This is a genomic window from Arcobacter sp. LA11 (genome assembly GCF_001895145.1).
Lineage (GTDB): Bacteria > Campylobacterota > Campylobacteria > Campylobacterales > Arcobacteraceae > Halarcobacter.
This window is the reverse complement of sequence record NZ_BDIR01000003.1, coordinates 1-21933: the sequence shown is the minus strand read 5'-3', so window position 1 is coordinate 21933 and position 21933 is coordinate 1. Positions and strand designations below refer to the sequence as shown.

The window sequence follows — 21933 nt, the reverse complement described above, 5'->3', positions numbered from 1 at the left end:
TAGATTTTATAAGTTTATAAATATTTTAAAATACTCGTCTTGCAGAATGATAAATATTTTTATATGGTGACTTATCTAGTTTTTCAATTTTTACACCTTTAAATGAAGAATGAATAAATTCATTTTCCCCCATATATACTCCAGTATAAAATTCTTTTTTTCTCTTTAATATAATAATATCACCCATTTCTAAATCTTGTTTATTTACTTTTATCCCTGCTCTAGATTGCTGATATGCTCTTCTTGGAATATTAAGATCTAATCTATCTTTAAAAAATAATTGAGTCAAAGCAGCAGAATCAATTCCTCTTTTATTAGTTCCACCAGCTTTATATTTTGTATTTTTCCAAATATTGTAAAATTCAGCTAATTCTTTTTTCATATCTAAGGCAACATTTGTTGATTCTTGAACAACTTCTTTTTTCTCTATTTCAGTATTGTTAGTGGCTGTTTGAGGTTGATTTACATGCTCACAGCCAGAGAATAAAGCAATAACTGCAAATAATGATATAATTTCTTTTTTCATAATTTAAAGTCTCCCATTTTGAATAATAAAATAAATTATAACCTTTTATCCTTAATTAATTTTTATAATAAATTCAGATAACTATTATTTTATAAATATTTTTATGCATTCTATATAAAAATAATTTAAGAAGAGCTAATTTTAATAACAAACCAATATATATACTTATAATAAATATAGAAATAGATTTATAATATTTTAATAAACTTTTAAAGTTGATTTAAAAAATAAAAAGATAGAATACGCACTATTGGTAATAAATATTATCATTTTTAAATAATAAATTTGTATAAAAATAAGGTTTTTAAATTTGCACGATTTGATATTAAAAGAGTTTACCAGTAGTTTGCCATGCGGCGAAGACTGCAAATATGAAGATTCCTTTTTATTAATAGAACAAGAAGTAGATAAAACTAATAGTGTAACTCAAGATGGAAGTACTGATTGGAAAATTGTTGTAAAAAATTCTGAACAATTTTTGATTTCTGAAAGTAAAGATTTAAAAATTGCATCATGGTTAACTTATGGTTTATGGAGAAACGACTCTTGGAAAGGCCTTAAAAATGGAATTCTTATCTATAATAAACTTTTGGAAAAATTTGAAAAAAGTATTTATCCAAAATCAAAAAAAGCAAAAACAAATATCTTTTCTTGGTTAGAAGATACATTAACTAACGATATACTTGCAAATGAAAACTCTAAAAAAACTATAACAAATGAATTAGAATTTCTAGAACTCTTTAAAAGTCTAAATAAGAATATTAATATACATTTAGAATCTGAAAATAATAATTTTAGAAAAATTATTCAATTTTTAGAAGATTTAATAAAAGAAAAAAACATACAAATTTCAAAAGAAAAAGAAATAAAAGAAAAAGAAGAAAAAACACCTTTAAAAAATCAAAAAAATAATCAGCCTATCAACAATAAAATAAATAATGAAATAGTAGAAATTAACAATGAATCTGATGCAATAAAAGTACTAAGAAGCTTTAAAAAGAGCGGTTCTTTGCTTACAAATTATTATAGAAAACAAAATATATCAAATCTAAAAGCACTTAGAATTACAAGACTATTTACATGGCTTGATACAGAAGGTTTACCAAATTCTGAAAACAATAAAACTTTTCTTCATCCTCCTTCAGAATTAGAGCTAGATGAATTAGAAAATCTATATAAAAACAAAGAATACGATGATGCTTTTTACCTAGCAGAGGAGATACTTGAAGTATCACCTTTTTGGATTGATGGACATTTATATTCATATAATATTTTAGAAAAAACAAAAAATTATAATGAAGCCAAAGAAATTAAAAATACACTTATTAGTTTTTTAAAAACAAATAATGGCATCTTAGATTTACATTTTGTAGATAATACTCCTTTTGCCTCTAAAAAAGCAAAAAAATGGATACAAGAAGAACTAACATCGAAAGAAGAATCATCAGATAATACTGATAAAGAAGAAACCATAGACGATAATGAAGAGCTTTTATCTATTATCTATGAACTTGCAAATGACAATAAAATAAAAGAAGCTATGAATTTATTAAATCAAAAATATTATAGTTCATCAAATACAGAAGAAAAATTTAATTGGAGGTTACATCATGCAGAACTTGCAATTGAATTTAATAAAAAAGAAATTGCATTAGCATTATTAGAAGAACTAGAAAAAGATATAGAAAAGTTTCATTTAAATGAATGGAACCCAAAACTTGCATCAAAAGTTTACAATCTACTTCTTACTTCTTTTTCTAGTATTGATATCCATAGCGATAAATTAGATTTAATTTATAAAAATCTTTGTAAAACTGATATCAATAGTGCATTTGAAATTAAAATAAATTAGGAGAAATAATGAATAAACAATCAGAGTCACCAAAAGAAAGAATTAACGTTACATATAAACCAGCAACTGGAGATATGGAAGAAGATGTAGAAATACCATATAAGGTTACTTTATTAGGAGATTATAACCCAAATGAAGAAAAAGTTCCTGTAGAAGATAGAAAAGCTATTAAAATTGATAAAAGTAATTTTAATGACGTTTTAAAAGGTCAAAATCTATCTGTTTCTTTTAATGTTGATAATAAATTAATTGATGATGAAGATTCATCTTTAAATGTTGACTTAAATATTAATAGTATTAAAGATTTTTCACCAGAAAAAATTGTTGAAAATGTTCCAGAAATGAAAGTTTTAATGGAATTAAGACAATCACTTATGGCACTAAAAGGTCCATTAGGTAATGTTCCAGCATTTAGAAAAGCAATAGAAAATGCAATTTCATCTAAAGAAGAAAGAGATGCATTAATGTCAGAACTAAATTTAAGTTCTAAAGAATAAAATTTATAAAGGAAGTTTATGTCAACAGAAGAATCAATAGCTCAAAATATGACTGATTTAGAACAACTTAGTCTACTAGATAGTATTGTAGCGCAAACAAGTCTTACTCAAGAAGACGATACATATGGTGTAGTAAAATCAGGAGTAGGCGCTCTAATAGAAGAACTTATTAAATCAGACAATGAAGATGAAAAAGTAAATAAATCAATTATTGATAAAATGATTGCTGAAATAGATGAAAAAATTTCTGCACAAATGGATGAAATATTACATCATGAGAATTTCCAATCTTTAGAATCAAAATGGCGTGGACTATACATGCTTGTAGAAAGAACAGACTTTAGACAAAATATCCTAATGGAAATTATTAATGTTTCTAAAGAAGACTTAATGGAAGATTTTGAAGAGAGTTTAGATATTACACAAACAGGATTGTATAAACATGTATATACAAGTGGTTACGGTCAATTTGGTGGAGAACCAGTAGGTACAATTATTGCAGATTACGAATTATCTCCATCTAATGTAGATATCAAATTTTTAAACAAAGTAGCTTCAATTTCAGCTATGAGTCATGCTCCATTTATTGCAGCAGCTGGTCCAAAATTCTTTGGTTTAAAAAGCTTTGAAGGATTACCTGACTTAAAAGATATCGAAGATGTTATGAGTTCACCTCAATTTGCTGCATGGAGAGGATTTAGAAAAAATGAAGACTCTAGATATGTAGGGTTAACACTTCCAAGATTTTTACTAAGAGCTCCTTATGATCCAGAAGACAATCCTATTTCAAATTTTGTTTATAAAGAAAATGTATCAAAAGATCATGAAAATTACTTATGGGGAAATACTATTTATCCATTTGCAAGTAAATTAACTGACAGTTTCGCAAACTTTAGATGGTGTACAAATATCATTGGGCCAAAATCTGGTGGTGAAGTAAGAGATTTACCTGTACATACTTTTGAAAGTATGGGTGATATTGAAATGAAAATCCCTACAGAAGTTCTTGTATCAGACAGACGAGAATTTGAATTGTCTGAGCAAGGGTTTATTCCTTTAATTATGAGAAAAGGTAGTAATTCTGCTGCATTCTTTGCTGCAACTTCAGCACAAGAACCAAAAATATTCCCTAATACTCCAGAAGGTAATGAAGCACAATTAAATTATAAATTAGGAACTCAATTACCATACCTTTTTGCTATTACAAGAATGTCTCACTATATCAAAGTATTACAAAGAGAACATATTGGTTCTTGGAGAGAAAGAGCAGATTTAGAGAGAGAATTAAATAAATGGGCTAAACAATACGTTGCAAATCAAGAAAATCCAAGTGCTGAAATCAGAAGTAAAAGACCATTTAAGGATATTGCAATAGTAGTTGAAGATGTTGCTGATGATCCAGGTTGGTATAAAGTTAAAATTTCGTTAAGACCTCACTTTAAATATATGGGTGCAAGCTTTGAATTATCATTAGTTGGAAAACTAGATAAAGAATAGGTTTATGTATAAAGGAAGTCTATTTGAAAGATTATCTCAAGAATTAAACGATAAAGATTTTACAAGCAATGAAGAGGCAGTTTATGCCTCTATTGCTAATAATCTTTCACGTATATTCTCTACAAATGCGGGAAGTGCAGAGATTGCAAAAGACTATGGTCGACCTGATTTAAATAATATAAATTTGAGTATGAAAGATTCTATTGAAATGATAGAGCAACATTCTGAAATTTGTATTAAGAAATATGAACCAAGACTTTACAAAACAAAAGTAGGGGTTTCAAGAGAAAAGCTTACCTTAAATCAAATGAATATATTTATTGAAGGTTATCTTGTTGTAAATGGGAAAAGTAAAAAAATAAATTTTAAAGCAGATTTATTAAAAAATGGAAAAGTGAAAATATATAAAGATGGCATTTAACGACTATTACAAAGAGGAACTAACTTCTTTACGTACATTTGGAGCAGAATTTTCTAAAAAAAATCCTGGACTATCTACTTATCTTTCTAAAGAAGGACAAGACCCTGATGTAGAAAGATTACTAGAAGGTTTTTCTTTTTTAACAGGAAGACTAAAGCAACAACTTGACCAAGAACTTCCTGAAGTTGCACATACTTTAGTACAACTTTTATGGCCAAACTATATAAGACCTATACCCTCGTATAGTATTATTCAATATTCACCAATAAAAAATTCTGTAAATAATATAAAAATTAAAAAAGATACTGAAGTATTAAGTAAAAATAACTCTGATTCTCTACAATGTAAATTTAGAACTACCTATGATACAATCGTTATGCCCCTTGAATTAGCAGATGTTAATTATTTCATTCATGGTAAAAAAAGTTCACTTGAACTAAAAATGAATATGACAACTTCAGGTACATTAGCTGACTTAGTTTTCAATAATTTAAGAATGTATTTAAGTGGTTCAAAATTTATTGCCCAAGACTTATATCTATTTTTGACAAACTATATTGAAGAGATTGAAATTTCTTTAGAAGATGAAGAGGATAAGTCTATCAGTGATTTTCATATAGATAAAAAATCTATTATGCCAGTTGGTTTTAATTCATTAGAAACAATGACACCATATCCATTAAATGTTTTTGATGGATATATATTACTTCAAGAGTTTTTTTGTTTTAAAGACAAGTATTTATTTGTTGATGTTATGAATTTAAATAAAATATCTGATATTTCAGATGAAATTTTATCAAAAAGTAGAAGTTTTACAATAAAAATTCATTTCTCAAAACGATTTATACATGCAGAAACTTTAAAAAAAGAACATTTTTCTTTATATTGTACACCAATAATCAACTTATTTGAAACGGATACTGTTCCTATTAGAAAAAACCAAGAACAAGACGAATTTTTAATAGTCCCTTCAGAACTAGATAAAAATCATAGTGAAATATTTTCAATAGAAAAAGTTAGAGGATGGATTCCCAGTAAAAATATCTACCAAGATTACTTACCTTTTGAATCTTTTGAACATTTAGATGATGACAACGAATATTATTCTTCAAGAATAAAATTATCAATTGATGGAGAAAGAACAAATACTTATCTAAGATTTGCATCTACAGATACACAAAATAGTCTTATAAAAACAAATGCAACTGTTTCTGTAAAAATATTATGTACAAACAGGGATTTACCTTCAACTTTACTTTTAGGTGATATATGTGTTGCAAATGCATTATCAAATAGTGAAAACCTCTCATTTAAAAATATTACTATTCCATCTGTTAGTTATCCACCACCAATTGCAGGTGATTTTTTATGGAGAATCATTTCTAATATGTCCTTAAACTATCTTTCTCTTGATAATATAAAATCATTTAGAACAATTCTTGAAACTTACGATTTTTATGGTGCTTTTAATATAAAACAAAAAGAAAAAACTATTATGAATTTAAAAGGACTAGAAGATATTTCATATAAAACTTGTGAAATGATTGATAAAGGGTTACCAATTAGAGGGATTCATGTCTCATTAAAAATTGATCCTAATAAGTTTTCATGTGTAGGAGAAGCATACTTATTTTGTTCAATACTTAATGAGTTCCTTGCTTTATATAGTAATATAAATTCTTTTCATAAGCTAACTGTAGATATGCAAAATAAAGAGATATATGAATGGCCAGCAAAACTTGGTTCTCAAAATTTAATATAGTAGATAAATCATGAATATAGAAACTATAAATAAAAGAATCAAAGAATCAACTTTTAATTATACTCTACCTCAATCAATAAGAATTGTCTGTGCATACCTAAAAAAAATATATCCACAAAAGAAACATGAAAAATTATATGATTTGATAATCTTTCAAGCTAACCCAAGTTTAGCTTTCCAAAAAACAGAAATTGATAATATAAACTTTATTGAAATTAATAATGAAGTAAAAGTTGAACTAACATTAAACTTTCTAGGAATCTTTGGTAGTTCATCGCCTATGCCATCACATTTTACTGAGATGATTTTAGATAGCGTAGATTCAGACAAAATTTTACATGATTTTTTAAATCTATTTAATCATCACTTACAACGTTTTGTTTTCCCTATTTGGAAAAAACACCGATATTATATTCAATATAGATATGACTTAAGAGATAAGTTTTCAAAATATATTCTCTCTTTTTTAGGTTTATATTCAAATATAAATGTCGGTAACTCATCTTTAGACTTACGAAAACTAATACCATATATTGGTATTTTGAGTATGAAACATAAATCAGCGGGTACATTAAAAGCGGTGATTAGACACTACTTATCTCATAATGATATTGAAATAATTCAATGTATCCCTAGTAAATACGATATTCCATCTTGGCAATATTCATCATTAGGAAATGCAAATATATCTTTAGGTTCTGATTTTTTAATAGGAGAGTCAATTGTTAGTAAAAATGCAAAGTTTAGAGTTTTACTAAAAGATGCAAAAGATGATGACTTAATTAAATACAGTGTTTTAGGTAAAAAAATGAAAGAATTAAATGATTTAATTTCTTTTTCTTTAAATGAACCATTAGAACATGATGTTTGTTTTGAAATAAAAAAAGAGAATAAAAAGAAATTAATTTTAAATAAAAATGAAAAAACATATTTAGGTGTTAACAGTTGGATAGGGGATTCTCTCTACGACGAAAACATAATCATTGCACAAAAAGGAAAATAATGAAATTAGAATTAAAAGAAATGATTAATTCTTTAGATATAAATACAAAAAAATATTTAGAACAATCAGCACAAAGATGTATTTCACGGGGTGGAAATGAAATATTAATTGAAGATATTCTATATGCTATGTTAGAAAATAATACAAGTATTTTTAATACAGTATTAGAGCATTATAAAATTGATGCCCAAGAAGTTTTTAATACTTTACAAGCAAGTACAAAACTTACAGCAACAGAAAGTACAAACCCAATCTTTTCTACACTATTAGTTCAATGGTTAGAAGAATCTTATGTAATAGCAAGAGTATCTCTAGCATCAAATGAAATAAGCGAATCTGCTTTAATCCTATCTCTTTTTGATAATGAAATCAAATATGGAAACACTGCATACTTTAAGCTTTTAAGAAATATTAAATTTGAAGAAGCAAAAGAGTTAATTATAGGATTAAATGATCAAGCAATTGAAAAATTAAGCAGTGAAAATAACAATAACAAAAAAGTTTCTCAAGGTTCAGAGCTAGAAAAATATACAACAAACTTAACAAACTTAGCAAAAGAGGGAAAAATTGACCCTGTATTATGTAGAGATAGTGAAATAAAACAAGCAGTTGATATATTATTAAGAAGAAGAAAAAATAATCCTATCTTAGTGGGAGAAGCTGGTGTTGGTAAAACAGCAGTAGTTGAAGGTCTTGCTCTTAAAATAATAAATAAAGAAGTTCCTGACCATCTATATGAAGCACAAATCCTATCTTTAGATTTAGGTGCTTTACAAGCAGGTGCTAGTGTAAAAGGAGAATTTGAAAGAAGATTACAAGCTGTAATAAAAGAGATACAAGCAAGTACTCAATTTATTATTCTTTTTATTGATGAAGCCCATACTCTTATTGGAGCAGGGGGAAATGAAGGTGGTGGAGACGCAGCAAACTTGCTAAAACCAGCCCTTGCAAGGGGAGAATTAAGAACAATTGCTGCTACAACATGGCTTGAATATAGAAAGTATTTTGAAAAAGACCCAGCATTATCTAGAAGATTCCAGAAAATCAATCTTCTTGAACCAACAATTGAACAAGCAGTTACTATATTAAGAGGAATAGCAAATAAATATGAACAAGTTCATAATGTTTATATAGAAGATGAAGCTTTAACTTCAGCTGCAATATTATCTGCAAGATATATTACAGGTAGACAATTGCCAGATAAGGCTATTGATGTTTTAGATACAGCTTGTGCAAATGTAAAAATTAGTAAAACTAATACTCCTTATGCTTTACAAAAACTAAATACTGAAATTATTGAAAAACAAAGAGAAATTGACTATCTAAAAAGAGATGATGATAACCTAATCAAAGATTATTCAAAAAGAATTACTACACTTGAAGATGAAATCAAAGCAATAGAAACAAATGTTTTAGATATTAAAGAAAACTGGGATAAACAAAAAGAGTTATTAGAAAAAATTAAAGCCAATGAAGATGACAAAGATGAATTGAAAATATTAAATATAGAATTAAGTAAACTACAAGAACAGGGTTCTTATATCTATAAGAATGTTACTAAAGAACAAGTAGCAGAAGTTATTTCATCATGGACAGGAATACCTTTAGGAGATATGGTTCAAGAACAAATAAAAACTGTTATGGAACTTGAAGAAAAAATGAAAGACAGAGTTATTGGTCAAGATGAGGCTATTTCATATATAAATACATTTTTACAAATCTCAATTTCTGGACTTAAAAATGAGAATTCACCAGCAGGAGTTTTTTTATTAGTGGGTCCTAGTGGTGTAGGGAAAACAGAAACTGCACTAGCTATTGCTGATTTAATGTATGGTGGAGAAAGATTTATTACTACTATAAATATGACAGAATTTCAAGAAAAACATACAGTATCAAGATTAATTGGTTCACCACCAGGATATGTAGGATACGGAGATGGTGGACAATTAACTGATCCTGTTAGAGTAAAACCATACTCAGTAGTACTTTTAGATGAAATAGAAAAAGCACATCCTGATATCTTAAATCTTTTTTATCAGATATTTGATAAAGGTGTTGCAAATGATGGAGAAGGAAGAGTGATTGATTTTAAAAATACAATTATTATCATGACTTCAAATCTTGCAACAGAAGAGATTACAAATATGTGTACTTCAAATGATGAAATAAAATTAGAAGATATGACAAAGGAAATTACTCCAATATTATCAAACTATCTTCAACCCGCATTATTAGGAAGGATGAATGTAATTCCTTATTTTAATTTAAAAGACGAGGCATTAAAAGATATTGCAAAATTAAAATTAAAAACTATTCAAAAACAATTAAATAAAAAAGAAATTAGCTTAAATATTCAAGACTCTTTACTTGACTATATTGTCTCATTATCCAATACAGTTGATACAGGAGCTAGAAATATTGATTTAATTATAAATACAAATATCATGCCTAAACTTTCTAAATATATTTTAAATGCAAGTATTAATGGTACAAAGATCACTTCGATTGATTTAGCTATTACTGAACAAAATGAAATTTCAATAACACATAATTAGGAGAAAAAATGCTAAAAAAACTTTTATTTTTAACAAATATTCTAATCGTTTTATCTTTTGCCGGATGTGCAAGTTTTAACGAAACTTACAAGCCTCTATATCAGGTTAAACCAGAAGTAAAATCATTAAAAGGTCAATAATTAATGAAATTAATATTTGACATAATAAAAAATGGGAAAGATGTACCTGTAAAAAGGAATTACCATTTTAATATGACAAGCGGTTCAATAGGAAGGTCAGATGACGTTGATTGGTCTCTAAACGATAGTAATAACTATATATCAAGTAATCACGCAACAGTTGAGTATAAAGATGGAATTTATTTTATCAAAGACCATAGTACAAATGGAACTTTCTTAAAATATCCATATAAGAAGTTACCTAAAAATATATCTATAAAAATCAATTCTACAGATATATTTATTATTGGTGACTATGAAATACAAGCTAGATTTATTGATAATGACTATTCTCAAGAAGATATCATTAGTAATGACTTTTCAGCCCAAAATACATCTATAAGTAATTCTGTATCTAATAACCAACTTATACCTAATGATGACGACTTTTTAGATGATTTTATATTAGAAGACTCTAATGTAATGGATAACTCTTTTATTATTCCAGATGATGATGATGATGAAGACTTCAATTCAAGTGTAATGAATATGTTCAAAGATAATGAAGATTTTAAAGAAAAAGAGTTAAATCCATTTAATGATATTGAAACAACGATAATGGACACAGAACTTGTTGATGATAGATCATTCTCTGATCCATTAAATGAACATATCAATATTCAAAATTTTCAAGAAGTAATTGAAGAACCTCTAGAAGTTAAAACAGAAACTAAACAAGAAGATATAACTGAAATAATAATTGAGAAAGAAGAAATATTAGAAGAGAAAACTGTTTCTAAAGAAATAAATACAGTAGAAAAAAAACCTATCCTAACAAAAGAAGAAACTGAACATAGTATTTCTATTATAGAAAAAAAATTAGGTATTGAGCTTAGCTCTCTAAATCAAGAAGAAAGAGATTTTATTCTTACAGAAATTTCTGATATTGTAATAAACTGTTTAGATGGACTAAAAAATTCTTTAAATACAAAAGAAAAAATCAAAAATGATTTATTAATAGCAAACAACAATAACCCACAAACGGATGCTAATCCAGTAAAGATGGGACAACATGCACTTAATCTCTTAGATAATAAAAATGAAAATGACATAAAAATTTCTGAAGCTGTAAAAAAATCTTTTACAGAATTAGATATTCATAATATCGCATTGCATAGATCAAGTAAAAACCTTATCAATATTGCCGTTTTAAAATTTTCACCAAAAAGTTTAGAACACAATTTTGAAACAAATGGTGAATTAAATGCCTTGATGCCTAAAAAGTATCAAATGTGGGATGCATATAATAATATGTTTAAAAAGTTAAATGAAGACCCAGACTTTGGTATAAACTTAATTGAAAAAGACTTTTCAAATGAGTATAACAATATTTTGTACAGTATAAAACTGACTTCAATATAAAGGAAAAAAAATGAAACTATTACTAAAAACGCTATTTACAATTATTCTTATAACTTTTTTTATAAGTGGTTGTTCTAATAAACCTACACACCTTGAATTAGTAATTAAATCATCAAAAGATTTAAACCCAGACTTAGATGATGTATCTTCACCTTTGATGTTAACTTTCTATGAATTAGAATCAGCAGAAAAATTTTTAAAATATGATTTCTGGAAACTTCTAGATAAATCTGGTAAAAAATTAAATTCTGATTTAATTTCTCAAACAAAACATATTATTACTCCACAACAGGAGCAAACATATAAAATTGCCTTTGACAAAAGAGCTAAATTTTTAGGTGTAATTGGCAAATTTAGAAATATTGAAAACAAAAATTCTTGGAGACATGTAATTAACTTACAACAAGAAAGTTTCAATGAAGCAGAGTTAGAAATTGAAAAATTTAGCATAAAAAGAGCTCAATAATGGAAAATAAAGTAATTTGGAGAGAAGGTCTTTTTATAAGACCACAACACTTTCAACAAAATGATCGTTATTATAACTATGAATTAATGACAAGAACATATCAATCAAGACAAAACAACTGGGGTTTTTTCGAGTTTAAAGTTAACGAACATCTATTAAGTACTAGTAAGATTATTATTGAAAGTGCCTCAGGGATTATGCCAGACGGAACATTATTTAATATTAACTCAAAAGACTCATATACTTTATCTTTAGATATTAATACTTCAGATATGAATAAATATGTTTATTTATCTTTACCTATTAATATAAAAAATAGTGATGAAGTACATTTTGAAGAACATAAAAATTTACTTACTAGATATAAGTCTAAAACCATTCCAAATATTCCAAATACAAATACAGGAGAAGTAAGTAACAGTGATTTATCTGTAGCACAACATAATTTTAAATTACAACTAGAAGATCAATTAAGCGATAGTTATATAAATATACAAATTGCAAAAATTGGAAATGTTTCTAATAGTGGAATAGTCTCTTTAGATGAAACTTTTGTTCCCTCATATATGCATTTAAATTCATCTAAATATCTATTATCAAAAATAAACGAGTTGACAAGTATGTTATCTTATAGGGCGGAAAAGCTTGCTCAAAAAGTAAGTGATTCTGTTTTGCAAGCTTCTGAGCTGGGTGATTATCTTATGCTACAAGTATTAAATAAATACAATAGTAGTTTTCACTTTTTATTAACTCAAGACAAAATTCATCCAGATGAACTCTTTAGAGAACTTACAATCTTAGCTGGAGAACTAGCTATTTTTATGAAAAAAGAGAAAAGATTATTAAAACAATTCAATTATGATCATTTTAATCAAACAACAAGTTTTGAAGATATTTTAGAGGAACTTAAATCAATGCTTACTATGGTTCTTGAACAAAATAGCATTTCTCTTCCTGTTGAAGAGAGAAAATATGGTATCTATATTGTTCCTTTAAAAGATAAAGAACTTATTGAAAACTCTTCTTTTATTTTCTCTGTAAATGCAGACTTATCAGCAGAAAAGATAAAAGAGATTTTAGTTACAAGCCTTAAAATAGGTACTATTGAAACTATTAAAAACCTTGTAAACTATCATCTTGTTGGATTTAAAATTAAACCTTTATCAAATCCACCAAAAGAGATTCCATACAGAATCAATCATCTTTACTTTAAATTAGAACTAAGTGGAAAAAATAAAAAAGAGTTATTGAAATCTGCAGGATTTGCATTTCACTTATCATCTAAACTCCCTAATGTTAACTATGCATTATGGGCAATTAAAAATAATTGATAATAGAGAGAAATATGAATAACAAAACTATTTTAATATCACATAATCAAAGTAATGATTCATTAACAAATTTTAATCATCAGCAAAAAAGTACTATTGAAGATTATAAAAAACAAAAAAGTGTATTCAAAAGAAGACCTATTAAAAAAGCGAGCGAATATGAAATTAGTTTCAACCCTTTCATAACTGCTGCTTCTCCACTTTTAAGAGCTGTGATTCAATTTCAAAAAAGTTTAGACAAAGATAATATGTATGAAGCAAGAGAAGAATTAGTAGCAAAAATAAATCTATATAATGAAACTGCTAGTAAATATGGTATTGAGGAAAATGAAATATTAGTTACTAGATATGTTTTATGTACTTTTACAGATGAATTACTTAACTCCACTCATTTAGGTAAAGATAACAACTGGTCAAATAACAGCTTACTTAGTATTTTTCATAATGAAACATATGGAGGAGAAAATTTTTTCCATCTGCTTGATAAATTTTTAAAAGTACCTGCTAAATATATACACATACTTGAACTTATGTATATTTGTATGGCATTGGGATTTGAAGGGAAATACAGAGTTATAGACAGAGGACAAATAGAGCTTAATAATATAAAAGACGGTCTATTTAGACAAATCAAAATTGTGCAAGGACGAGATCCTTTGACATTTTATACAACACAAGAACCATCAAAAGACAAATATAGACTATTTAATAAAATATCTTATCCAATGTTAATACTTAGTATTTTCACTTTGTTACTTATAGTTTATTCTAGTTTAACTTTTAGCTTACATCAACAAGATGAAGAATTTATAAACTTATTAAGTAAAGACTATAAAGCCTTTCAAATAAGTGATTTAGAGGAGAGTAACTAATGAAAAAACCAATATTTAAATCATTAAATTTCTGGCTTTTAAGTATTGCTCTTATTTTATCTCTATTAGTAATTTTTGTAACGCCATTCTTTTTTAAATCATTTGAAGAACTAAACTTTAGACTTCTCATTTCATTTAGTATATTTTTTGGTACAGTAATAATTATACTTCTTGTTTTACTTTTTAAAAAAGAAGAAACACAAGATATTTTAAAAGAAAAAAAAGAACAAAGAGAGTTACAAGAAGAACACAAAAAAGTAATAGCAGAGAAAATAAAAGAACTAAAAACAAAATTCTCAGAAGCAATAAAAGTTATAAAAAAATCATCTTTATACAAAAGTAAAAGAAAAGCTAAATACGAGTTACCATGGTATCTTGTAGTAGGGAATAACTCTGAAGGAAAAACAACTTTACTTGAGTCTTCAGGACTAGATTTCCCTCTAAATGTAAATTATGATAATAGAGTTGTAGTAGAAGAGGACAGTACTAAATCTTTCCAATGGTATTTTGCAGAACACTCAGTTTTTATAGATATGCCAGGTAATTATATTGAATTAAAACAAAACCCTGAAGATCCAGTTATTTGGAAATCTTTTTTAAATTTATTTACTAAAAAAAGATGGAGAAGACCTATAAATGGTATTATTCTTACAATAAGTGTGGATACGTTAGTTGATAAAACAGAAAAAGAGTTAGAACAATATGGAAAAGATTTAAGAGATAGATTTGATGAACTTTCTAAATCTTTTATGTCAAGTATCCCCATTTATTTAATCATTACAAAAAGTGATAAGATTGAAGGATTTAATGAATATTTCTCAAATTTAACAGAAGAAGAAAAAAATGAAATATTAGGTATTACCTTTGACCATGAAAATACAAATATCGACACAACTATTGTAAAACCACAACTAGAAGATTTATTAAAAAGATTAAATAGTTCAGTATTAGATAGAATGCATTATGAATGGGAAGAAGAGTATAGAACTAAAATATTTATGTTTTGTGAAAATTTTTCAGAATTATTTGAAAAAACCAATCTTTTTGTAGATATATGTTTTGCACAAACAAGATATAGAAAACCTTTAATGCTTAGAGGTATTTATTTCACTAGTGTACCTTGTGAAGATAACCACCATGCATTAGTTCCAGAAGATAAATTAGAAGTCTCAAGAAATACAAAAGGACTGTTTATAAAAAGACTTCTAAATGATATTATTTTCCCTGAAGCAGAAATTATAAAAATGGATGATAACTACAAGAAAAAGATAAAAAGAAACCAAGTTATATCATACTCTTTATCTTTTTTAATTGTATTATTCTTTAGTATCTTTATTGTAAGAGACTTTATTATTCATAATGATATATTAAACAAATTAGAAAATAGTTATCAAATTTACAATAATAAAAAGAGTAAAGTATTACCAGAAGATGACTTCTCACACATTCTTGAAGTATTGAATGATTTAGAAAAAATCAAACAATACAATGCAAAAAATACTACAGATGATTTTTGGAAACTTCTTTTCTATAAAACAGAAGATAGAAAAACAAAAATTCAAGAAATTTATTATGATGACTTAAAAACTTTATTATTACCTAGAGTTGCGAATCATATAGAAAAGAAAATGAGATTAAATTTAAATAGTTTTGATAAAACTTGGGATAATACAAAAGCATATGTAATGCTTGAAAATTTAAAAAGAAGAGATTCTGAATATCTGTCAAACTATATGGCTGAAGATTGGGCAAAAATTTTTCCTAATACTCCTGTTATTCAAAAAGGCCTAAACTATCATTGGAAAAATATATTAGAATATGGATTTGAACCATATGAATTAAACAAATCTACATTAAAAATTGCTAGAAATAGATTAACAAAACTTGGTAGTGAAGCATTAACTTATAGAGGCTTAAAAAATAAAGCTGAACAAATGAACTTAAAAGACTTTAGTTTTTCTCATGTTCTGGGTAGTAATATATCTTCATTTAAAGGCAATGATTATGTAATACCTGGATTCTTCACTAAAACTGGTTATTCAATAATGATTAAAGACGGTAGGAACCTAACAAAAGAAATACTTTTAAACAATTGGGTAATTGGGAAAAGAACCGACTTAAGTGTTGTTGAAATAAACAATAATTATAAAAAAGTATTAAGTTTCTATTTTGCAGATTATAAAAAATATTGGAATACTGCATTAACCAAATTAAGAATTCCTTCACAAAATAGAATCTCATCATTAACAAATCAACTATCAATATTGAGTTCAGCAGATTCTCCTATAATATCAGTTTTAAGAGCATTAAAAGAACATACAAACCTTTACTCTCCAGCAGAACAGTTTAAAATGAAATCAAAAAAAGATAGTAAAATTACAAATGCGGTTGTAGCAACTGTTGCACCAGGACAAATTGGTAGAGCTGTTGCTAAAAAAGCTTTAAGCTCTGTTGATAAAACAGTAGATAATACAAGTATTAAAAACCTTAGAAACTTTTTCAAAGAGTATAATAGTCTGTTAGATGAAAATGAACAACCATCAAATATTCTAAAAAATGCTGTTAATAAATTGAATAAAACATACCAAACAATGACTTCAATAAACGGTGCTGTTACTCCAAAATATGATTCATTTAAAATTGTTACTGATAGAATAAGTGGAAAAACAAGACCAATGGTTGTACCGTTAAATTCATTACCAATACATGTAAAAAAATGGTATAGACAAATATTAATAACAAACTGGAGATTAATATTAAAATATGCTAAATCATATGTAAATATTAAATATAAAGAAGATGTTTTATCTTTTTATAATGAAAGAATTAAAAACAAATATCCAATTGCAAACAAAGAAGCTAACAATTATATAAAACTTGAAGACTTTAGTGACTTCTTTAAAAAAGATGGAATACTTGATACCTTTCATAAAAATTATATCTCAAATTTTGTAAGAATACAGGCAAATGCAAATGCCTATAACTTAAAAAATATAGATGGAAATATGATGAATATTCAAAAAAGTTATATGCAAGCTATACTAAATGCCCATAAATTAAAAAAAGTTTTCTTCAAAAATAATGGTTCATTAGGTTTTGTTGCCTCAATTAAACCACATGTACTTGGAAGTAATCTAGCAACAATGGAACTATCTTATGATGATGATAATATCCTATATGAGCATGGACCAATAAAAAGTAAAAAAATCATTTGGCCTGCACAAAGTTTAAACACAGTTGTTAAGTTTAATTTATATGATTTAACAAATAATCCTGTTGTTGAAAACTATCTAGACAATGAATGGGCATTATTTAAGCTACTTGATAAATTTAATAAACAATCGTCAAGTGCAGATTCAGTAATTCTAAAATATGACCAAGATGAATATAGCGGTTCATTTTATTTAAAAGGTTCTATTACTAGGATATTAAAAAAATATAATGCGCTATCAAATTTCTATTTAAGTGAGAATTTATAATGATATATAAAAGTTTTACATTTACTCATCCAGGTCATATCAGAAAAGTAAATGAGGACTCATTTTACGCAAGTGACGAAAGAGGTTTATGGATTGTATGTGATGGAATGGGTGGACATGCAGAAGGAAACTTTGCAAGTCATCTAGTTACTGATATTTTTGAAGAAATGCAAATGAGTGGTGACTTTGAAAATAAAATATTTATAATGAATAAACAAATAGAAAAAATTCATGCCATATTAAAAAACAAAGTTGAAAAACTAGGAGAAAATATAACAATAGGAACTACTATAATTCTACTTTTTATAGAAGGAGAAAAGGGTGTATGTATACACTCTGGAGATAGTAGATGTTATAATTTAAGAGATAATATTTTAAGTACAGTAACTAAAGACCATTCAGTTGAAATTAATGACTTATATGGATATCGTAAAGTTTTAACTTCTGCCATATCTGCTCCTGGAAACTTATTTGTAGAAACAACTAGATTTATTGCAAAGAAAAATGATGCATTCTTATTGTGTAGTGATGGATTGTACGATAATGTTTCAAGTAAAATAATAAAATCCGCTCTTGAAGATGAAACTTTAGAAAAAGGTATGGAAAGATTAAGGCTAAGTGTCCTTTCTACAAAAGCTGATGATAATATAACTGCAATTTTAGTTGGTAATAAATGAAAGAAAAAAATATCATAACTGAAATTTCAAAAAAAAGTTTTAAGAAAAAACTTAAAAAAATAAAATCCAACATTTCACTACTAAATAACAGGTATTATTTAGGTGATGAAATAGGGAAGGGTGGATTAAGTACCGTTTATAGTGCTACAGATATCTATTGTGATTATTTCAATGAACCATCTAATATAGTTATTAAAATACCTTCTAATAAATTACAAAAAAATAAAGATATTGCAGCATTTGTATATTCAGAATACTCTTTTCTAAAAAGATTAAATCATGATAATATTGTAAAAGCATTAGATTTTGGAATAGATGAAGAATCAAATATTCCATATGTAGTATTAGAATATCTAAAAGGTAGTATCTTATCAGAAGTCCCTATAATTAGCATGAATAAGGATTTTAAAAATCAACTTTTTAAAACTCTTTTAAATACAATCCATCATATTCACTCACAAAATATAGTACATGCAGATATAAACCCTTCAAATATAATGATAAATAAAGAGTTCATATCTTTATTTGATTTTGGAATTTCTCAAGATACAAATAAAAATAAAGAAATCACTCTTGAATATAGTAAAGTAAAAGCTTATAATCCAAAATATTCTGCACCAGAAATTCTCCAAGGAGAAAAACCAAATAAACAATCAGATATATTTTCCCTTGCTTGTGTAATGTATGAAATCTATAATTGTAAGTCTTTATTTAATAAAAATTCTTTAGATGAAATCAAAAATAATAAATATGCATATGATTTATCTAATATTCCATTTGTTTTCAGAAGATGGTTTAAAAATTCTTTAGATATAAATCCCCATAAAAGGGTGCTTCCACAAAGGTTTTTAAATTTTTTTAAATAATAAAATAAAAAATTTCTAATCTTTATTATTATTTTATTTTTCTTTTGTTAAAATAACACAATTCAAAAAAAGGAACAAAATGAACAACCCAATATTTATTTCAATCAAAGGTAGTACACAAGGTTTAATTACTGAAGGTACATTTACTCCAGAATCTGTTGGAAACTCTTACCAAAAAGGTCATGAGAATGAAGCATTAATTAAAGGTTTCTCTCATAATATTAATATTCCAAGAGATCCACAATCAGGTCAACCATCAGGACAAAGAGTTCATGAGCCACTAGTTATTTCAAAAATTTTTGATAAATGTTCACCTCTTCTTTATAATGCATTAACTAAAGGTGAAACTTTAACAGAAGTAGAATTAAAATGGTACAGAACTAGTTATGCTGGTAAACCTGAGCATTACTTTTCTATTGTATTAGAAGATGCAGTAATCGTTGATATTGATGCTTTCATGGATAATGAAGAAGGTATTGCAAAAAGTCAAGTTGCTCCATTAGAAAAAGTATCTTTTGCTTATAGAAAAATTACTTGGAGACATGAAGCTGCAAGTACATCTGGTGAAGATGATTGGAGAATGGGTGTAGGATTAAACGCTTAGTTTAAACCTTTCACTTTAATGGTATATGATTTATTTCATATACCATTAATCTTTTAATTTATTGTAAATATTACTTTCAAACCGTTGTCTTTACAATAAATTCTATACAGAAAAGTAAAGGCCAAAGATTGTCAGAAGAACTAATAAAAAAGCTAGATAAAAGAAATATCGAAGAAAGTATAGATGAGCTATCAAACGCCTTAAACTTAAAAGAGTTAAGACGTGAAATAAATCAAGACATAACAGCAAGACTAAAACTACTAAACTATAAACCAAATGAAATACTAGGACTAGGAATATTAGATGGTTCTTTTAGTGTTTATAAACTATCTGGACAAAGTAGTGTAAATACCCCATATAAATTCACAATAACCTTCGTAAGTGATGACTTTATAAATATAGAAGATATTGTTGATACAGATATAGAATTAGTACTTCAAGACCAAATAAACCCAGTAGTAAAAAAATCAATCTTCGGTAAAATCTTTAAAGCAAGTGAAGACAGTATAGTTTCAAGAAAACACCTATACCAAATAGAAGTAGTATCTCCCATCCATTACCTTGGATTAAATAATAGATATGAAATATACCATGATAAAAAAACAAGTGATATAATAACAGAAATAATAGGAAGATATAACCAACTACTAAACCTAAAAATAGATGTAAAACTAGATTTAATAACAGCCCCAGTAAGAGAATATACAACCCAATATAATCAAAGTGATTTAGACTTTATACTTATGCTTTGTGAAGAAGAAGGATACTCCTTAATTATTGATTACTCTTCAAATAATCCATATACCCTAACACTATGTGAATTAAATGAACACGTAACAGTACATACATACTCTTCAACTTGTAACTTTAACCATAGTAAAAAGTTTGCCTCATCTCATCATATAGAAGACTACTATGATAAAGATAAACCAAGCTTAGAATATAAAACACAAAGTGGCTCAAATATAACAAGCTCTGTACTAGATAACCAAAGTACCTCACAACTAAGATCTGATATAAAAAGATATAATCTAAGAGATAAACTAAACCTACTAGATGAATCATACTATAAAGACTTAAATAGATATACAAAAATAGACTCTCAAAAAGAGTATGTAACATCAAATATAATAGAAGGAACATCTGAAGAACTAAATATACAAGATTGCCTATGTATAGAATTAGAAGATGAAAGAGCAAATAAAAAAATAGATACCATCATACTAGAAGTAAAATATGAAGGCTTCTTTCCAAATGCCCTAGATGAATATAAACAAAGTATAAATGATCAAGAAAAACATAAACTACAATATGAAGTAGAATTTACAGCCATACCAAAAGATATAACATATAAACCACCAGTTACTACTAAAAAACCAAGAATAAACTCAGTTCTAACTGCAAGAGTATCAAATGGAAATCCTAATACAAAAGATTATGATAATACAATAGATGTAGATGACCAAGGAAGAATAAGAGTACTGTTCCACTTTGAAGAGAACCAAACAACATCTTGTTATCTAAGACTATCAAACCTACACTCAGGAAATGGATATGGAACACAATTCTTACCAAGAGTAAATCAAGAAGTAATAGTATCTTTTATAAATGGTGATCCTGATTGTCCAATTATAATAGGAACACTTCATAATAATGAAAATAAAAATCCATATAACCTGCCAAAAGAGAAAACAAAATCTTTTATAAAAACAAACTCCATGCCACAATATGAAGATAAAGTAGGATATAACGAACTAGCCTTTGAAGATAAAAGAGGAGATGAACTACTATCTTTAAGAGCACAAAAAGACCTTTCATTTCATGCCTTAAATGATAAGTATAGTCATATAGAGAATAATTCTAAGACTATAATAGATAATGACAAAGAAGAGACTGTAGCAAATGATTCTGTTTTAACTATAGGGAATGATTTAAATGAGAATATTAAGTTTAATCATATTTCTACTGTTGAGAAGGAGAAAAT

At 26.6% G+C, this 21933-nt stretch carries 18 protein-coding genes; 17 read left to right on the top strand and 1 reads right to left on the bottom strand.

Translation table 11 applies throughout. The features are described from left to right. Nucleotides 1-25: 25 nt before the first annotated feature. Nucleotides 26-526, bottom strand: a complete 501-nt coding sequence (locus BT997_RS03910) for an NlpC/P60 family protein (protein WP_072680144.1) — start codon at nt 524-526, stop codon at nt 26-28. Between the two features lie 310 nt (nt 527-836). Here BT997_RS03910 and tssA point away from each other — a divergent pair, with 310 nt between their 5' ends. The 17 genes from tssA to BT997_RS03830 form a co-directional block, all read left to right on the top strand. Continuing rightward, nucleotides 837-2378: a type VI secretion system protein TssA gene (gene tssA, locus BT997_RS03905; RefSeq protein WP_174247190.1), complete on the top strand. Its 1542-nt coding sequence runs from the start codon at nt 837-839 to the stop codon at nt 2376-2378. A gap of 8 nt (nt 2379-2386) precedes the next feature. After that, nucleotides 2387-2875: a type VI secretion system contractile sheath small subunit gene (gene tssB / locus BT997_RS03900; protein WP_072680142.1), complete on the top strand. Its 489-nt coding sequence runs from the start codon at nt 2387-2389 to the stop codon at nt 2873-2875. A gap of 18 nt (nt 2876-2893) precedes the next feature. After that, entirely contained in the window at nt 2894-4372 is a 1479-nt protein-coding gene (tssC, locus tag BT997_RS03895; RefSeq protein ID WP_072680141.1) for a type VI secretion system contractile sheath large subunit, read from the top strand. Between the two features lie 4 nt (nt 4373-4376). Beyond that, nucleotides 4377-4793 carry a type VI secretion system baseplate subunit TssE gene (gene tssE, locus BT997_RS03890; RefSeq protein ID WP_072680140.1) on the top strand — a complete coding sequence of 139 codons (417 nt, stop codon included), beginning with the start codon at nt 4377-4379 and terminating at the stop codon, nt 4791-4793. Continuing rightward, on the top strand, nt 4783-6555 hold the full coding sequence (gene tssF / locus BT997_RS03885) for a type VI secretion system baseplate subunit TssF (protein WP_072680139.1): 1773 nt from the start codon (nt 4783-4785) through the stop codon (nt 6553-6555). Before tssE ends, tssF begins: the two co-directional genes overlap by 11 nt. A gap of 10 nt (nt 6556-6565) precedes the next feature. After that, nucleotides 6566-7558 carry a type VI secretion system baseplate subunit TssG gene (gene tssG / locus BT997_RS03880; protein ID WP_072680138.1) on the top strand — a complete coding sequence of 331 codons (993 nt, stop codon included), beginning with the start codon at nt 6566-6568 and terminating at the stop codon, nt 7556-7558. Continuing rightward, nucleotides 7558-10113, top strand: a complete 2556-nt coding sequence (gene tssH, locus BT997_RS03875; RefSeq protein WP_143145155.1) for a type VI secretion system ATPase TssH — start codon at nt 7558-7560, stop codon at nt 10111-10113. Before tssG ends, tssH begins: the two co-directional genes overlap by 1 nt. 8 nt (nt 10114-10121) lie before the next feature. Continuing rightward, nucleotides 10122-10253, top strand: coding sequence for a hypothetical protein (locus BT997_RS15670; protein WP_258239417.1), 132 nt, complete (start codon nt 10122-10124; stop codon nt 10251-10253). A gap of 3 nt (nt 10254-10256) precedes the next feature. After that, entirely contained in the window at nt 10257-11654 is a 1398-nt protein-coding gene (tagH, locus tag BT997_RS03870) for a type VI secretion system-associated FHA domain protein TagH (RefSeq protein ID WP_072680137.1), read from the top strand. A gap of 10 nt (nt 11655-11664) precedes the next feature. Continuing rightward, complete coding sequence (gene tssJ / locus BT997_RS03865) at nt 11665-12120, top strand: type VI secretion system lipoprotein TssJ (RefSeq protein WP_072680136.1); 456 nt, start codon at nt 11665-11667, stop codon at nt 12118-12120. Next, entirely contained in the window at nt 12120-13451 is a 1332-nt protein-coding gene (gene tssK / locus BT997_RS03860) for a type VI secretion system baseplate subunit TssK (protein ID WP_072680135.1), read from the top strand. Before tssJ ends, tssK begins: the two co-directional genes overlap by 1 nt. A gap of 14 nt (nt 13452-13465) precedes the next feature. Then, complete coding sequence (gene icmH, locus BT997_RS03855) at nt 13466-14323, top strand: type IVB secretion system protein IcmH/DotU (RefSeq protein ID WP_072680134.1); 858 nt, start codon at nt 13466-13468, stop codon at nt 14321-14323. After that, nucleotides 14323-17802 (top strand): type VI secretion system membrane subunit TssM, encoded by a 3480-nt coding sequence (gene tssM, locus BT997_RS03850; protein ID WP_072680133.1) that lies wholly within the window; start codon nt 14323-14325, stop codon nt 17800-17802. Before icmH ends, tssM begins: the two co-directional genes overlap by 1 nt. Then, the gene (locus BT997_RS03845; protein WP_072680132.1) at nt 17802-18479 is read left to right on the top strand and encodes a PP2C family serine/threonine-protein phosphatase; all 678 of its coding nucleotides are present in this window, start codon (nt 17802-17804) and stop codon (nt 18477-18479) included. Before tssM ends, BT997_RS03845 begins: the two co-directional genes overlap by 1 nt. Further along, nucleotides 18476-19345, top strand: a complete 870-nt coding sequence (locus tag BT997_RS03840; RefSeq protein ID WP_072680131.1) for a serine/threonine-protein kinase — start codon at nt 18476-18478, stop codon at nt 19343-19345. Before BT997_RS03845 ends, BT997_RS03840 begins: the two co-directional genes overlap by 4 nt. Before the next feature lie 79 nt (nt 19346-19424). Continuing rightward, nucleotides 19425-19949 carry an Hcp family type VI secretion system effector gene (locus tag BT997_RS03835; RefSeq protein WP_072680130.1) on the top strand — a complete coding sequence of 175 codons (525 nt, stop codon included), beginning with the start codon at nt 19425-19427 and terminating at the stop codon, nt 19947-19949. 128 nt (nt 19950-20077) lie between these two features. Further along, nucleotides 20078-21933, top strand: a 1856-nt coding sequence (locus BT997_RS03830) for a type VI secretion system Vgr family protein (protein ID WP_072680129.1), incomplete at its 3' end; no start/stop codon positions are given.

Coding starts and splice junctions, on each gene's coding strand:
- BT997_RS03910 (WP_072680144.1), bottom strand. CDS start 526: ATGAAAAAAGAAATTATATCATTATTTGCAGTTATTGCTTTATTCTCT.
- tssB (WP_072680142.1), top strand. CDS start 2,387: ATGAATAAACAATCAGAGTCACCAAAAGAAAGAATTAACGTTACATAT.
- tssC (WP_072680141.1), top strand. CDS start 2,894: ATGTCAACAGAAGAATCAATAGCTCAAAATATGACTGATTTAGAACAA.
- tssE (WP_072680140.1), top strand. CDS start 4,377: ATGTATAAAGGAAGTCTATTTGAAAGATTATCTCAAGAATTAAACGAT.
- tssF (WP_072680139.1), top strand. CDS start 4,783: ATGGCATTTAACGACTATTACAAAGAGGAACTAACTTCTTTACGTACA.
- tssG (WP_072680138.1), top strand. CDS start 6,566: ATGAATATAGAAACTATAAATAAAAGAATCAAAGAATCAACTTTTAAT.
- tssH (WP_143145155.1), top strand. CDS start 7,558: ATGAAATTAGAATTAAAAGAAATGATTAATTCTTTAGATATAAATACA.
- BT997_RS15670 (WP_258239417.1), top strand. CDS start 10,122: ATGCTAAAAAAACTTTTATTTTTAACAAATATTCTAATCGTTTTATCT.
- tagH (WP_072680137.1), top strand. CDS start 10,257: ATGAAATTAATATTTGACATAATAAAAAATGGGAAAGATGTACCTGTA.
- tssJ (WP_072680136.1), top strand. CDS start 11,665: ATGAAACTATTACTAAAAACGCTATTTACAATTATTCTTATAACTTTT.
- tssK (WP_072680135.1), top strand. CDS start 12,120: ATGGAAAATAAAGTAATTTGGAGAGAAGGTCTTTTTATAAGACCACAA.
- icmH (WP_072680134.1), top strand. CDS start 13,466: ATGAATAACAAAACTATTTTAATATCACATAATCAAAGTAATGATTCA.
- tssM (WP_072680133.1), top strand. CDS start 14,323: ATGAAAAAACCAATATTTAAATCATTAAATTTCTGGCTTTTAAGTATT.
- BT997_RS03845 (WP_072680132.1), top strand. CDS start 17,802: ATGATATATAAAAGTTTTACATTTACTCATCCAGGTCATATCAGAAAA.
- BT997_RS03840 (WP_072680131.1), top strand. CDS start 18,476: ATGAAAGAAAAAAATATCATAACTGAAATTTCAAAAAAAAGTTTTAAG.
- BT997_RS03835 (WP_072680130.1), top strand. CDS start 19,425: ATGAACAACCCAATATTTATTTCAATCAAAGGTAGTACACAAGGTTTA.